Here is a 14338-nt window from a genome sequence, read left to right on the forward strand (position 1 = left end):
AGGCAATGTTCAACCAAGTTAATCTGGCGCTTTTACACCATAATAGTTAAATTTTTTTAAATATGAAGTAAAAGTCGAATTATATCAGCTTGTTTTATTGTGATTGGATGTTATTTAACAGCCTAACCAAGGATTTATTATATAGTCAATGCATCTGTTCGTAATATGACTTACTACATTTTGTTGGCGTTGATAGCGCTGTTTACATGCTATTATAAACGCATAGTATTTTATGGTGGTTACAGTAATGCGTTTGGAATTAGTTTGTGAAGATAGAGTTGGTATCAGTCGAGAGATCCTTGATTGTTTTTTAGCGCGAGACATTAATTTATCTGCGATTGAAATCCAACAACCAGATCGGATATTTATTAAATCACCGAATCTCGAATTCTCTGACTTACAGGCGTTGATGGCTAATCTTCGTCGTATTAGTGGCGTGTGCGACGTTAAAACTGTGAGTTATCTACCCTCTGAACTAGAGCACCAAGAAATTCAAACCTTGATGACGAATTTGCCTGATATTGTGTTTTCGGTGGATGTAAAAGGCCTCGTGTCTTTGGTTAATACACCTGCTTTAACTGCGCTTGGGCTTTTGGAGTCTCAGGTGAAAGGTAACTGCATTAGCAATTTCGTTAAAGGGTTCTCCATTGCCAAATGGCTAGAATCAGAAGAAGTCTGCGCACAAACACAAAAACTGACTCTGTTAGATGAGGATTTTCTTGGCGATATTCTCCCCTTGAGTATTAGCAGTGATATCAATCAAGTGGCATTATCGAAAGCCGCTGTAGCCGTCAAACCAGATGAATTAGTTGGTGCGGTGATCATCTTAAAATCTGTTGACCGCATTGGTAAGCAATTTAATTTCCTGCGTACCTTTCAGTTTGCCGCATTTGATGAGATCCACGCTAAAAGCGATAAAATGAATGTCTTAATCAACACCGCAAAAAAATTAGCCAGATTGGATGCGCCCTTAATGATTTTGGGGGAAACTGGTGCGGGCAAAGAACTGATTGCGAAAGCATGCCATCAAGCGAGTGGGCGCTCACAACATCAATTTTTAGCGCTTAACTGTGCTGCTGTACCTGACGCAGTTGCAGAGTCAGAACTGTTTGGTGTCGTCACTGATGAGGGGGAAACCAAACGCGGTATTTTTGAATTAGCCAATGAAGGCTCGGTACTGTTAGATGAAATCGGTGACATGTCACCGTACTTGCAAACTAAGTTCTTACGGTTACTTGAAACGGGTTGTTTCCGCCGCGTTGGTGATGAACAAGAAGTGCGTGTTGATGTTCGTATTTTTTGTACCACGCAAAATGATTTACCGCAGCTAATTAGCGACGGCAAGTTCCGCCAAGATCTGTATTACCGTTTGAATGTATTATCGATGACAGTACCTGCGCTACGTGAACGTAAAGAAGATATTATTCCGCTTTGTCATTCGTTCTGCAGTGTCTTTAGTCATGAGCTTCAGCGTACTAAGCCGCAGTTAAGCCGTAATGTATTGGAGTTATTACAATCTTACCCTTGGCCTGGCAACGTACGTGAATTACGTAATGTGTTGTATCACGCACTGACGTTACTTGAAGGCGATGTACTAAATCCATGTGATTTAAACTTACCGACGACTAAAAATAGCAGTTTTGATGAAGCCTTGTTTGATGGTTCACTCGATGAGGCCTGCAAGCGCTTTGAAAAACTGTTGTTACAGCGTCTTTATCCGTCTTATCCAAGTACTCGCCAATTGGCAAAGCGCTTAGGGGTATCACATACCGCGATTGCCAATAAGTTACGTGATTATCAAATTACGAAGAAATAGTAATTGTTAAAAATAATAATCGCTAAAAATATTACTGCGCCGCGGCTGTGGTTATATAAAAATGTACTTATAGAGCTTAAATATTAAGATTTATAAGTCAAATAGACTAAAATTATTAAGGCTTATAGACCAAAAAAGTCAGGGTTCGCATCTGACCAATGGGAGCTACTTGAGGGAGTTCAGAGAATGACGGTATTTACCAAATTTGTTTACACGATTATATTGAGTATAGGGACTTACGCGATGACCGTATCTTCAGCCCAAGCCAAAATCTATCCTTTCCAAGCTAAATATGCGGTGTATTACAAAGATGTCAGATTTGGTAGCGGTGAGCGTACATTGCGCCGTTTAAATGGTGATAGCTACAAACTGACAACGCAAGCAAGCGTATTATTTGGCACTGGTGACTACACCAATAATTCGTGGTTTGATTTTAAAGATAACGTATTAACCACTGACCGTTACGAACATGAAACATCGGTAATGGGCTTTGGCGATGTTTCATCAGCCTCTTTTGAGGATAATGGTGACATTTTAATGGATTTTGAAGATGGTCATGTCGAAATAAAAGCAAAGCCAGATGTGATGGATGTGGGGGCAATGACGATTGTCGTGCAAAATGACCTTAAGTTAGGTAAAACCGCATTTAGTTACGAATGGGTTTTTGAAAAAAAACTAGAAACCATTGCCTTTGAAGTCGTACAAGAAGAGACCATCAATACGATATTTGGCGATATGACAGCGGTTAAAGTCAAAGAAGTTAAAAAGAAGAAAAACCGTGCGACTTATTATTGGTTTGTGCCCAAATTAGATTACCAGCTTGCGCAAGTTGAAGTATATAAACATGGCGTACGTAAATCGTATTTAAAACTCACCGATCTTACTTTTCAGTAACCACTTACACTTAATATTTAATTCAAGAAGATAAAATGACAAAGCCAATCATGATTATGGGGTGTACTAGCGACGCCGGTAAAAGTTTCGTTGTCGCCGGATTATGCCGTATGTTTGCTAATCGTGGTGTCAGTGTAGCGCCTTTCAAAGCACAAAATATGAGTAATAACGCCGCCGTAACAGCGCAAGGTGCTGAAATTGGCCGTGCGCAATACTTGCAAGCCATTGCCGCTAAAGTACAACCTGATGTCCGCATGAATCCTGTGTTACTCAAACCCTGCGCTGATACTCAAAGCCAACTGATCCTTAATGGTAAACCTGCGCCTGAGCTAAGTAACATTCCGTGGATGGAACGCAAGTCGCACCTTTTTGAGCATGTTGAAAAAGCACTTGGTGATTTACAGCAAGATTTTCAGCAAATTGTTATTGAAGGCGCTGGTAGTCCGGCGGAAGTAAACTTACGCGCCAGTGATATCGTCAATATGAGTGTAGCGCTGTCCTGCAATGCAGATGTATATCTTGTTGCAGATATTGATAAAGGCGGCGCATTTGCTCATTTACTTGGTACTTATATGTGCCTTGCCGAGGAAGAACAAAAGCTGATTAAAGGCTTTGTGTTAAATAAATTCCGTGGTGACCCATTACTCTTGGGTAATGCGATGGAGTGGCTAGAAGATAAAACTGGCGTACCGACAGTAGCCAATATTCATTATTTCCCGCACCGCTTACCGGAAGAAGATACCTTGCATCACCGTGCTGAATTTAAAAGTGGTCAGATTAATATCGCTTTAATCGCTTACCCTTATGCCGCCAACATGGATGAGTTTGATAACTTAATCAATCAAGATAATGTCAGTGTTGTCCCACTGCGTGATGGGCAATCATTGGCTGACTTTGACGCCATTATATTACCGGGTAGCAAAAATACGGCAGCGAGCTTATTACACCTACGGGAATCGGGATTAGCTAACGAAATCAGCAAGGCCGCACAGCGTGGTCAACCAATCTTTGGTATTTGTGGCGGTATGCAATTACTTGGCGAGCAGATCCTTGACCCGCATCATATTGAAGGTGGTGATGAACAAGGGTTAGGGTTATTGCCTATTATCACCGCGCATGCACAGACTAAAACCACTAAACAACGTGATATTGATTGGCAAGGTTTTAAGTTATCTGGGTATGAAATACACCATGGTAAAACCAGAATATGTAATGGCAGTGACGAGACTAAAAACGCGCGCTGTAAAAGTTTTATTGAAACCGATTTAGGCTGGCAGCAAGGTAATATCTATGGCTGTTATTTACATGGGTTATTTGATAACAAAGGCTTTATTAATCAGTTTTTAGGTAATTTAGGCTGGGTTGGTGAAGCAGACGATCATGCGGTAAGTTTGGATGCGGAACTAAACCGTGTTGGTGATATGTTCGAGAAATTGAATTGGTTATAAATTGTAGATAAAAATAAAGCAGGTAACTGGAGTTACCTGCTTTATTTTTTATTTTCACTGCGTTTTAGCTAAGTTAAGGAGCTAGGCGATCAACACGCCAATCATTGCCATCTTTCACATAACTAAAGCGATCATGTAAGCGGTCGGCTTTACCTTGCCAGAATTCAATACTGCTTGGCTTTACCAGGTAACCACCCCAAAATTCAGGTAACGGCACTTCTTTATCCGCAAATTCACTCGTCACATCTTTAACTTGTTGTTCGAGGATTTTGCGAGAAGAGATCACTGCACTTTGTCTTGATGCCCACGCGCCAATTCGGCTACCACGTCCACGAGATTGGAAATAAGTGTTAGAGTCTTCAGCTGAGATCTTTTCGACCACACCCTGAATACGTACCTGACGCTGTAAAATATTCCAGTGGAATGTGATTGCGATATGTGGGTTTTGAGCTAGCTCTTGGCCTTTTCGACTTTCGTAATTAGTAAAGAAAACAAAGCCTTCTTTAGTTAATTCTTTCAGTAACACCACACGGCATGAAGGAAACCCATTAGCATCAACAGTTGATACTGTCATGGACTCAGGTAAGACAATGCCACAGTCTTGCGCCGCTTTGAACCAGTTTTGGAACTGCTCAAATGGATCAACACTTGGATCAAGGTCGGGCAAGTCGACTAATACGCCTTGCCCTAAGGTAAATGCACAACGGATCTTATTTAATAACGACATGGCTGAGCCTTATGCGTATAGACCCAAGTTTGCTTTAGCGAACTGTTCAAATTCAGTACAACCGCCAACGTGTTTTTCGTCAACAAAAATTTGTGGCACTGTATTAACAGGAACGCCAGCTGATTTTTCTAGGTCAGCTTTGCTGATACCTTCTGCAAGCATATCGATATAGTTGTAATCAAAATCTTCATTTTCAGCTTTTAATGTTTCTGCAATTTGTTTTGCACGTACACAGAAAGGGCAACCAGGACGACCAAAGATAACTGTAAACATAATATAAAAACTCCGGGTAAAAAATTGCTTAGCACGCGATATGTACTCTATTATCAAGTACCAGTTGCTAGTGAGTGAATTCACTCTATATGCCTACATGATATGTTTTTCTGAAATAAAATGAAATTGTTTATTTAATAATCATCAATAGGAATTAGCTATTGATGACAAATTTAACATTATCGGTATAACTTTTGTTAAGAAATGTAATTTTTCAGCACTGAGTTCTAATAATTGCAGAGATAAATAGCAATCATGATGGGGATCGGTGATAATTATCTATTAACTTTTATAAATCAGCTTGAAACGACATATGAAATCATTAGAGTTTTATCAATCTACGATTACCAACTTAAAGCAACTGCCGATGTCGGCAGGGCATATTGATGTTTTATTTTCAGCGCGTGATTTTAAAGCAAAAATATTAGATTTAATTGCTTCATCTTCGAAACGTATTTATCTTTCGGCTTTGTATCTTCAAGATGACGATGCAGGTAAAGAAGTACTTAATGCGCTGTACCAGGCTCGAGTAAACAACCCTGGCTTAGTTATTAAAGTGTTCGTTGACTTTCATCGAGCACAACGTGGTCTTATTGGCCAGAAAGAACATGGCGGTAATGCCGACTTGTATAAAGACATGCGCAAAAGACTAGGCGATAAAGTGACGATCCTAGGTGTGCCTGTTAAAGGTAAAGAAGTACTGGGTGTATTGCACCTCAAAGGCTTCATCTTTGATGATAACGTGTTGTACAGTGGCGCGAGTATTAATGATATCTATCTGCATCAAGCAGAAAAATACCGTTGTGATCGTTACCATGTATTGTATAACCCTGCATTAGCAGATTCGATGGTCGCGTATTTAGAAGATTACTTTGTCAGTCAAAACGCGGTGACCCGACTTGATGATGAGTCTATCCCTACAAGCAAAGCCTTGAAGCAAGATATTCGTCAATTCAAACATACATTACGTAGTGCGCAGTATCATTATATTAATACCACACCAGAAAGTAATGAAGTGGGTATCACGCCTATTTCAGGTTTTGGTCGTCATGGTAATAAATTAAACCAAACCATCACTAACTTGCTACGCGCAGTTGAAAGTGAAGTAACTATTTTTACACCTTACTTTAATTTACCGCTATCAATATCGAAAGATATTAAGCGTCTATTAAAACGTAATGTAAAAGTAACCTTGGTTATCGGTGATAAAACCGCGAATGATTTTTTCATTCCACCGGAAGAACCGTTTAAAGTGATATCAGCACTGCCTTATATCTATGAAACGTATTTACATAAGTTTGTAAAAGCTTGCCAACCTTATATCGATCAAGGTTTGCTTAATGTGCGTTTATGGACTGATGAAGGCAACAGCTTCCACCTTAAAGGCTTGTGTTGTGATTATAAGTATCATCTATTAACAGGTAATAACTTAAACCCTCGCGCTTGGGGTTTAGACCTTGAAAATGGTCTGTTGATTCATGATACTAAGCAGTTATTGAAAGATACTCTGCAAGCCGAGCAAGAGCATGTGATGAAAAATACCCGTCGCATTAAGCACCTTTCTGATTTAGAAAGTATGTCGGACTATCCAGCTCCTGTGCAGAAATTTATGCGCCGTATTAAAACCACGCGCTTGGATATGTTGTTAAAACGTATCTTGTAATATAGCGATTGTTAAACGCTAAATGATATTCACAAAGGCTTGTTACTATTGCAGTAACAAGCCTTTGTTGTTTCTAGCGGCCTGGAATCCACTCATAATACGCTTTAGATAACATTTCTATTATAATTATATTGCGACTCAAATCATATTATGATGAAAATAAGATAAGGGTAAATTAGTTTCATTCTGTATAAGGCTATTGCTCTGTTCTAGCTAGCTGATTATACTCTGATTAACTATTAAACAATTATATTGGCTGTGACTTATGCTCGGATTATTAAAACGATTTTTTTCTGCTTCTACGGATTCGGATACTAAAACTGCCGACAACACACCAAATGTTGAACCGGTACATTACAATGAGTATCTTATTTTTGTCATGCCACAAGAAGAAAGCGGTCAGTATCGTGTCGCTGGGTTAATTGAAAAACCAGTGACTGGAGACGAAGAAGCGGATAATTTAAAACACCAATTTATTCGTTCTGATGTGTGCATGAATAAGCAGCAAGCTGAACAGATCACGTTACAAAAGTGCAAGTTATTCATCGATCAAGTCGGCGATAGCATGTTTAAGTAAACACTGTCTTTTGACTCATTACCGTTGGAGTTCACTATGTTTTTTGAAAAAAATAAGTTAACTATGGTTAGTAAATCAGATGCGCTGTCAGATAATCCGACGGCAATATCGGTTGATGCGTTTCATTATGTCGCAGGTACCAAAATGGTCCCGCCGTTTGCTGAACCATATCAAGCCTGCTATTTCGCAATGGGCTGTTTTTGGGGCGCAGAACGTTTGTTCTGGTCAATCCCCGGCGTAGTAACAACCGCAGTGGGTTATCAAGGTGGCTACACTGTGCATCCACGTTATCAGCAAGTTTGCACGGGTCAAACGGGTCACACCGAAGTGGTGCTAGTGGTTTTTAACCCTGAAGTGATTAGCTATGCAGAATTGTTGATCTTGTTTTGGGAAAACCATCAACCCACTCAAGGCATGCGTCAAGGTAATGATAAGGGGACGCAATATCGCTCGGCCTTGTACTGCAGTTCGCCGCAGCAATTGGCTGAAGCAAAAGCATCTGCTGCGCATTATCAGCAAGCATTGTTAGATAGCGGTAGCACGGAAACGATCACGACTGAAATTGATATGGCAGCACCATTTTATTATGCTGAAGCAGAACATCAACAATACTTAGCTAAAAATCCACAAGGCTATTGTGGCTTAGGCGGCAGTGGTATTTGTTACCCGAGTAATTAATCATGATCGCGAGAGATAGACGAATTCTATTTATACTGGTATTCACGGTTCTCGCTTTTATGTGGCAAAGTGCGCTAATTGCACCACTGAAGATTTTGGTGGTGTTTTTGCATGAGTTAAGTCATGCGTTAGCTACTTGGCTTACAGGCGGTAAAGTGGTGGAGTTTGTCGTGTCAGCTTATCAAAGTGGCCACGTTCGCTCTATGGGCGGCTCACGGTTTATTATTTTGAGTGCTGGTTATTTAGGTTCATTACTGTTTGGCTTGTTATTTTATGTAGCCAGCAGTCGTCGGAAAACCACCGATATTAGTTTAGCGTTATTGGCTATCACTATGTTACTGGTTGCTGTGTTCTTCGGTGGCACTTTATATACCATAGGTTTTGCGGCAGTTATAGCGTTGACGATCATGGCATTGTTAAAGTATGCCAATGCGGCAATCAAGCAAACGGTATTATTAGTGTTTGCCAGCGCTAGCATGATTTATGTGCCTATCGACATTTGGCAAGATACCATCGTACATAGTGGCTCGTTATCTGACGCCCGTATGTTAGCGAATGAAATGGGCGGCGCGACCTTTATGTGGGGCGGTCTGTGGTTTGTCGCAAGTTTATATTTTATTTATTTAACGCTGCGTAAATCTTGATTTTAGCTATGACACGACACTGTATCGACTACCGTGTTGGCTAGTATCTGAATATGGGCATTATCAGTGAGCTCAATATCACTGATGATGCTAATATCAAACGTCTTGCTAGTGACTTCATCATGAACTTCATAACGACCAGAACGTACATTCAACGATTGGCAATACTCAAACACATTATCACGTAATAACGTCGCTATCGGCTGTTTTATGGCTTTAGCTAACGCCTCTTTTAGCGTCCATATACGATATAACGCCTCAGCATGCACTTCCTTACTAATCTGTTCAGAAACATCTTCAGCTTGACTCATACAAGCGCGTAATTCTTCACGATGGTAATAATGTTTAGCGACTTTTTCGAGTGATCGTTTGGTCGATAGCCATTCTAAATCGACCCCCAGTTGTATTGATTTAAATGCAGACTGTTGGCTCGGTACAAGCGCGACGAGTACGTTGCCGTGTGAGTGTGATATACAGCTATGTAACGCGACGATTTTGTTATGCTGATAAACCTTTAAGCAAGTATCTTTATCATCGAATAGTACGGTCAGAGAGTCAAAATCATAGCCGAAGTATTGGCTCGCATAGGCCTTAATAATAAAACGACTCGCGAGGTATTCTTGCTTTGCTTGCAGCTGTTTACGCTTGGCTAATATCGTTCGTTCTTGTGGCTGTAAATACTGTGAAGCCAGTGCCGTGATCTGTTCGCTAGCAATGTTGTTACTGTTAAAGAAGTAAACATTCATTGGTGCATCTGCATTGATTAGCAAGTCGTTATGCGAACTAAATGTTAATTGCTGACGAAAGAATAGGGCTGTGTGTGGCATGCAAGCTGAGACCGTTATAGTGCTGTGGGCGCAAAGTATAACAATCTCTGTCTGTTACTTCAGTAAACCTTGCCATTTTTTTTGCTGTCGGATCAACCATTCTGGCGTCGTTGTTGTCATTCCCTCTGGTTTTAAAGTGGGGTGGGATATCATAATTTTATTAATGGTTAATTCTTGTTGTTGTTCGATGTCGATAAATAAGATAGTCTTGCCATTTTCGAGGGATTGCTTGAATGACAGGCTATTAATATTGGGCAGTTGAATACTCATGTGCTCACCTTCCCAAGTGCAAAAAACCAGTACCAGTAAGGCGAATATGATAAGTGGCATACCACCCAGTGGACCAAGATACCAGCCTTGAAAGTAAGTCAGTAGCAAGATGGTGGCTGCGCACACAATGCCAATTGCAGCGCCGATATCACCAGGCTTAATTAAGCCTTTCTTCAGTGAGTTATCCACTTCGTATAAGTGATGATGTACTAAGGATTTATCATCATTAGTTAAAGTATGGATATGGTTTTTATCTATGCCATAGGATTGTAATTCATGTTCGATTATCTCGACTTCATCCAGCGAGTCGACGATATAGTAATGTCTTAACATGGTAACCATCCTTACAGCTCAATGGCATGATAATAACTTCAGTGCAGAATCTTATAATTATAGTTGAAAACAGCTATACCAGAAGAAACTTATAACCTAATGACGTCATCAATAACATCAGCGATACGGATAATGTCTTACGTACAAAGTCAGGGCCAAATTTCATTGCTGATGCACTGCCTAAATGGTTACCAATCAGGTTCATCACCACTAAAGGAAGCGCTAGCATATAAAGCAATTTACCCGCTAACATAAACGCAATTAATGCCCCTATATTAGACGAGAAGTTGAAGAGCTTTGAGTTTGCTGACGCCGAGACCAAGTCAAATTTTAATAAGTAGTGCAAAACCAAGATCAAGAAACTGCCCGTCCCAGGTCCAAAGAAACCATCATAAAAACCAATCACAAATACGGCTAATGGCACGCCAAAATAGATAACCTTAGTATTAATGACTTGTTCACTCTGGTGATTATCTTGCTTGGGAATAAAAGAGATGATGATGCCGATAGGTAACATACCTAGGATTATCTTGCCGACCGTATCAGGATCAAAGTAGAGGATCGCTTCAGCGCCTAAGTAAGCGCCCACTAGTCCAGCGGGGATCCCTGATGCCACCGCATTCCAAATGACCTTTTTGTTTTTGACAAAGTTTCGGATCGCAGCAATGGTACCGAGTGTGCTGACTATTTTTTCTTGCCCTAAAGCAAGTTGTGGTGGTAACCCCGCTAAGATGAATGAAGGCAGGAGTATCAGGCCTCCACCGCCTGCCACGCTATCAATAAAGCCAGCTGCAAGTGCGGATGCCATTAACGCTAACAGTATCCACAGCGTAATATCTGAACCAAAAATTTCCATTGTTATTCTCCCGTCGGTATAAATAATTTAGCCACCCTTGTTGATCTTTACAGATCCTAATTGGATCTAAAATGTAAAAATCACAATGACATATGTCAATTGGTACGGTATTGCATTATGGTGTGGTATGTCAATTACATTCATACAATTAATTAACAACTATGCTTTTATGAAACAATGCTTTTATGAATAGATAAATAGAGAGGAGTAATGGATCTAGCACTGTATGTTTTATTTCAGCAAGGTAAACTAAGGGGAGTTAGATTATGTTTTTTCAGTGTTCATTAGAGGCAAGTTAATGAGTGATATAAAGTTTCGACAGATCGCCGAAACCATTGAAGCTAGAATTAATACCGGTGTGTATCCCGCGAATACTAAATTACCGCCGCATCGAGTGCTCGCTGATGAGCTTGAAACGACGCCAACAACAGTGTCTAAAGCCTACAAATTATTGGCAGATAAAAACAAAGTGGAATCCTTTGTTGGTCGTGGCACGTTTGTCTGTGGTGATTCAGAATTGGAAACAGTTATTCAAGCACCAGAGGATGATGTGGATTATAACTTTTCTATTCTACAGCCGTGTTTAGAATATAATGTGTTACCACTACAGGCCGCATTTCAACAAACCTATGCGACATTATCGAGTGAACTATTGGGTTATATTGAGCACTCAGGACATTTAGCGCATCGACAAGCGGGGATGAAATGGGCGACAGAATTTGGTTTGTCAGTATCAGATCCAGAGCAAATACTGCTTGCCAGTGGTGCGCAGAATGCATTGGATATTTTGATCCAGACTTATACCAATCCGGGTGATTGTATTGCCGTTGAAGCATTTACTTACCCTGGTATTCTCTCTATCGTTAATTTATTGGGTCGTCGTATTGTCGAAGTTGCGATGGACGATAAAGGCATGTGCCCGGTTGCGCTTAAACAAGCTATGCTTAGCGATAAACCGAAAGTAGTTGTCATCGTGCCGTCACATCAAAACCCAACGGGTGTGACAATGCCGAAAGCGCGTAGAGAAGCGATTGCTAAAGTGATCCGCGCTGGTGATATTTGGTTATTAGAAGATGATATTTATGGCTTCTTAAATGAAACGACTCTCCCTGCTATCGGTAACTATATTCCGGAAAAAAGTTTTCACATTACCAGTTTGTCAAAAGCGATTAGCCCGGCGTTACGTTGTGCCTTTATCAAAGCACCAAAAAGTGAGATCCGCAGAGTTGGCGCATGTATTCGCACGTCTATTTGGCTAGCGTCACCGCTTAACTTTGCTGTGGCCACGCAGTTGATTAATTCTGGTGTTGCATTTGCTATGGCTAACCAACAAAAACAATTGGCCAAACAGCGTCAAAGCTTTGTGGCAGAGCAATTTGGATTTTTAGTCAGCAGCAGTCAGTCGACCAGTTATCATGTCTGGATCCAACTACCTGAACATTGGCGACAAGAACACTTGGTTATGGAAGCCAAAAACCAACAATTATTGGTGAGCAGTGGCGGTTATTTCTCGCAACAGAGTGATAAAAGTAACCATATTCGATTATCGTTAATGGCGATAAATGACGAACAACGCTTTCAGCAAGGTATTGTATTGCTAGCGAACCTACTCAAAGATGGGCAAGGTTCACACTTCCTGTTTTAATTACTTAACCTACTGCGATATAAGTGAATAATACGACATTGGACTAAGGAGAGTTTATGTTGAAAAATACGATAACGGGCATACTTATTTTAAGTTGTTCTGGCTGTGTCTTATTAGAAAAGAAAGATCCGATAGCACCAGTTATAGATCCTGCGGATGCGGTTACCCCGGTATTACTACTAGCACCAGAAGCAACGCCGATATCTGCCGCTGAGTGTGCTGGTGACATGGAGTTACCAGTCGAATTTAGTCGTAAGTTTACCGCTGTATCAGATCCCGCACTGTTAGCACAATCTATCGGTGAACCGGATGAAGGCAAACTCTGTCAGGGTCAGGTGTATGTAGCTAAGCAGAATACACAAATTATGTTGTTTCGCGCTTGGAATAGCAGCAATTCAGCAAGTGAATTCGGGGAGTGGTGGGCACTTAAAAGTCCACGTGGACAAATAGCCCAATATCGCAGTGATTATCAAATATGCTATCAATGGTCGCCGTTAGATAAAATGACCTTGTGCAGTTTAAAAGCGGGTGCAAAAGTGGTTATCGGCACGGGGCAAAGCGCCACATGTTCGTCATATCTTGATTACCCGACCTCAGCGAAGAAACAAGTCTATGTAGCGAATGCTGAAGCTAACTTATTTGATTGTAATAGCTACAATGCTGAATTTAACTGGACGCCTATTATTGGTAATTAATCCTTATTATGAGGGATTAATGCTACCTATTATTAAAGTCTATTAAGCGGTAAGGAGAAAGGTATGCAAGGTTATCAACGTGGGTGGTTATTTGCTCTGACAGTCCTTTTCTCTAGCGTGAGTGTGGCTGCTGATAATGTTATTGTGCGTTATCAGCAGACTAGTGATATCCAGCTGCAATCTATCGTAAAAAGGTTGCAGTCAGATAGCAGTATTCAAGATACACTGAGTTTAATGAATTCAGAGTTTATTTTTGAGCAACCGTTAACGATTGTCTTTGGTGGTGATGATGGCCCGTTATACGACCCTGCGACTAATTACATTCTCATTCCTTATACTTTTTTAGACGAAGTCGAGCTGCGTTTCAAGGCTGTTAATTACGCTGATGATGATAATGGCAAGACAGATCCCGCAGCTATTAATCAAGCTGTCATGGACGTTGTTATCCATACGTTATTTCATGAACTTGCCCATGCATTAATCGCTAATCATGAACTCCCCATTGTTGGTAAAGAAGAAGATGCTGCAGATAACCTCGCAGCGGTATTGTCGATAGAATATTTTGAAAACGGCGCTGAAATCGCAATTAGCGCGGCAGAATTATTTTACCTTGAAGGCGATGAGGTGACTGAATTTGAAGAGGCTGATTTCTGGGACGAACACAGTCTTGATCTACAACGTTATTACGCCACGCTTTGCCATGTTTATGGTAGTGATGATGTGAATTATGCATACCTGTTAAAAGACACTGGCTTCTCTACTGAACGTGGTGATTTTTGTATCAGTGAATATGACACGATCGCGAACAACTGGCTGACATTATTAGCGCCTTATATGACGCCTGTTACAAGTGAGGATACAGGCGTAAATATAGACAGTTCACCTGCTGAATAAATAACATGCCCGATCATCAAAAAGCTAAATTACACCACATTACGTCGCTATTCTCGCTGTAAATACCGCTCATATTCACGCCATTATTTTAATAATAT

Annotated in this window: 15 protein-coding genes; 10 read left to right on the plus strand and 5 right to left on the minus strand. The window is 40.6% G+C overall.

All coding sequences use genetic code 11. The features are described 5' to 3' along the window. Positions 1-247 precede the first annotated feature (247 nt). The 3 genes from tyrR to JFU56_RS09880 all read left to right on the plus strand — a co-directional run bounded on the left by tyrR (position 248) and on the right by JFU56_RS09880 (position 4158). Positions 248-1816 (plus strand): transcriptional regulator TyrR, encoded by a 1569-nt coding sequence (gene tyrR / locus JFU56_RS09870; RefSeq protein WP_198437119.1) that lies wholly within the window; start codon positions 248-250, stop codon positions 1814-1816. Between the two features lie 186 nt (positions 1817-2002). Continuing rightward, on the plus strand, positions 2003-2710 hold the full coding sequence (locus JFU56_RS09875; RefSeq protein ID WP_198437120.1) for a DUF3108 domain-containing protein: 708 nt from the start codon (positions 2003-2005) through the stop codon (positions 2708-2710). Between the two features lie 35 nt (positions 2711-2745). Continuing rightward, positions 2746-4158, plus strand: a complete 1413-nt coding sequence (locus JFU56_RS09880) for a cobyric acid synthase (RefSeq protein ID WP_198437121.1) — start codon at positions 2746-2748, stop codon at positions 4156-4158. A 73-nt stretch (positions 4159-4231) separates the two neighbouring features. Here the strand turns inward: JFU56_RS09880 and pdxH are convergent, their stop codons facing one another. Beyond that, on the minus strand, positions 4232-4885 hold the full coding sequence (gene pdxH / locus JFU56_RS09885) for a pyridoxamine 5'-phosphate oxidase (protein WP_198437122.1): 654 nt from the start codon (positions 4883-4885) through the stop codon (positions 4232-4234). 9 nt (positions 4886-4894) lie between these two features. Further along, a complete protein-coding gene (locus tag JFU56_RS09890; RefSeq protein WP_198437123.1) occupies positions 4895-5158 on the minus strand; it encodes a GrxA family glutaredoxin in 264 nt (87 codons plus the stop codon). A 313-nt stretch (positions 5159-5471) separates the two neighbouring features. On the opposite strand from JFU56_RS09890, the gene pssA reads away from it, so the two are divergent. The 4 genes from pssA (at position 5472) to JFU56_RS09910 (ending at position 8720) form a co-directional block, all read left to right on the plus strand. Then, positions 5472-6821 (plus strand): CDP-diacylglycerol--serine O-phosphatidyltransferase, encoded by a 1350-nt coding sequence (gene pssA, locus JFU56_RS09895; protein ID WP_198437124.1) that lies wholly within the window; start codon positions 5472-5474, stop codon positions 6819-6821. 265 nt (positions 6822-7086) lie between these two features. Further along, entirely contained in the window at positions 7087-7398 is a 312-nt protein-coding gene (locus tag JFU56_RS09900) for an HlyU family transcriptional regulator (RefSeq protein WP_198437125.1), read from the plus strand. A 36-nt stretch (positions 7399-7434) separates the two neighbouring features. Then, positions 7435-8076, plus strand: coding sequence for a peptide-methionine (S)-S-oxide reductase MsrA (gene msrA, locus JFU56_RS09905; protein WP_198437126.1), 642 nt, complete (start codon positions 7435-7437; stop codon positions 8074-8076). 2 nt (positions 8077-8078) lie between these two features. Next, entirely contained in the window at positions 8079-8720 is a 642-nt protein-coding gene (locus tag JFU56_RS09910; RefSeq protein WP_198437127.1) for a M50 family metallopeptidase, read from the plus strand. 2 nt (positions 8721-8722) lie between these two features. On the opposite strand, the gene JFU56_RS09915 is transcribed toward JFU56_RS09910, so the two are convergent. The 3 genes from JFU56_RS09915 to JFU56_RS09925 all read right to left on the minus strand — a co-directional run bounded on the left by JFU56_RS09915 (position 8723) and on the right by JFU56_RS09925 (position 11006). Next, on the minus strand, positions 8723-9547 hold the full coding sequence (locus JFU56_RS09915) for a 4'-phosphopantetheinyl transferase superfamily protein (protein WP_198437128.1): 825 nt from the start codon (positions 9545-9547) through the stop codon (positions 8723-8725). A 54-nt stretch (positions 9548-9601) separates the two neighbouring features. Continuing rightward, the gene (locus JFU56_RS09920) at positions 9602-10150 is read right to left on the minus strand and encodes a hypothetical protein (protein WP_198437129.1); all 549 of its coding nucleotides are present in this window, start codon (positions 10148-10150) and stop codon (positions 9602-9604) included. A gap of 73 nt (positions 10151-10223) precedes the next feature. Next, positions 10224-11006 (minus strand): TSUP family transporter, encoded by a 783-nt coding sequence (locus JFU56_RS09925; RefSeq protein WP_198437130.1) that lies wholly within the window; start codon positions 11004-11006, stop codon positions 10224-10226. A 298-nt stretch (positions 11007-11304) separates the two neighbouring features. Here JFU56_RS09925 and JFU56_RS09930 point away from each other — a divergent pair, with 298 nt between their 5' ends. The 3 genes from JFU56_RS09930 to JFU56_RS09940 all read left to right on the plus strand — a co-directional run bounded on the left by JFU56_RS09930 (position 11305) and on the right by JFU56_RS09940 (position 14240). After that, on the plus strand, positions 11305-12651 hold the full coding sequence (locus JFU56_RS09930; protein ID WP_198437131.1) for a PLP-dependent aminotransferase family protein: 1347 nt from the start codon (positions 11305-11307) through the stop codon (positions 12649-12651). 56 nt (positions 12652-12707) lie between these two features. After that, positions 12708-13346 (plus strand): hypothetical protein, encoded by a 639-nt coding sequence (locus tag JFU56_RS09935; RefSeq protein WP_198437132.1) that lies wholly within the window; start codon positions 12708-12710, stop codon positions 13344-13346. 63 nt (positions 13347-13409) lie between these two features. Next, positions 13410-14240, plus strand: a complete 831-nt coding sequence (locus JFU56_RS09940; RefSeq protein WP_242065932.1) for a DUF4344 domain-containing metallopeptidase — start codon at positions 13410-13412, stop codon at positions 14238-14240. Positions 14241-14338: the final 98 nt, after the last annotated feature.

This window comes from Moritella sp. F3 (assembly GCF_015082335.1).
In the GTDB taxonomy this organism is placed as follows: domain Bacteria; phylum Pseudomonadota; class Gammaproteobacteria; order Enterobacterales; family Moritellaceae; genus Moritella.

Bases quoted from the DNA above. Each gene is read 5' to 3' on its own strand.
- tyrR (WP_198437119.1), top strand. From the start codon at position 248: ATGCGTTTGGAATTAGTTTGTGAAGATAGAGTTGGTATCAGTCGAGAG.
- JFU56_RS09875 (WP_198437120.1), top strand. From the start codon at position 2,003: ATGACGGTATTTACCAAATTTGTTTACACGATTATATTGAGTATAGGG.
- JFU56_RS09880 (WP_198437121.1), top strand. From the start codon at position 2,746: ATGACAAAGCCAATCATGATTATGGGGTGTACTAGCGACGCCGGTAAA.
- pdxH (WP_198437122.1), bottom strand. From the start codon at position 4,885: ATGTCGTTATTAAATAAGATCCGTTGTGCATTTACCTTAGGGCAAGGC.
- JFU56_RS09890 (WP_198437123.1), bottom strand. From the start codon at position 5,158: ATGTTTACAGTTATCTTTGGTCGTCCTGGTTGCCCTTTCTGTGTACGT.
- pssA (WP_198437124.1), top strand. From the start codon at position 5,472: ATGAAATCATTAGAGTTTTATCAATCTACGATTACCAACTTAAAGCAA.
- JFU56_RS09900 (WP_198437125.1), top strand. From the start codon at position 7,087: ATGCTCGGATTATTAAAACGATTTTTTTCTGCTTCTACGGATTCGGAT.
- msrA (WP_198437126.1), top strand. From the start codon at position 7,435: ATGTTTTTTGAAAAAAATAAGTTAACTATGGTTAGTAAATCAGATGCG.
- JFU56_RS09910 (WP_198437127.1), top strand. From the start codon at position 8,079: ATGATCGCGAGAGATAGACGAATTCTATTTATACTGGTATTCACGGTT.
- JFU56_RS09915 (WP_198437128.1), bottom strand. From the start codon at position 9,547: ATGCCACACACAGCCCTATTCTTTCGTCAGCAATTAACATTTAGTTCG.
- JFU56_RS09920 (WP_198437129.1), bottom strand. From the start codon at position 10,150: ATGTTAAGACATTACTATATCGTCGACTCGCTGGATGAAGTCGAGATA.
- JFU56_RS09925 (WP_198437130.1), bottom strand. From the start codon at position 11,006: ATGGAAATTTTTGGTTCAGATATTACGCTGTGGATACTGTTAGCGTTA.
- JFU56_RS09930 (WP_198437131.1), top strand. From the start codon at position 11,305: ATGAGTGATATAAAGTTTCGACAGATCGCCGAAACCATTGAAGCTAGA.
- JFU56_RS09935 (WP_198437132.1), top strand. From the start codon at position 12,708: ATGTTGAAAAATACGATAACGGGCATACTTATTTTAAGTTGTTCTGGC.
- JFU56_RS09940 (WP_242065932.1), top strand. From the start codon at position 13,410: ATGCAAGGTTATCAACGTGGGTGGTTATTTGCTCTGACAGTCCTTTTC.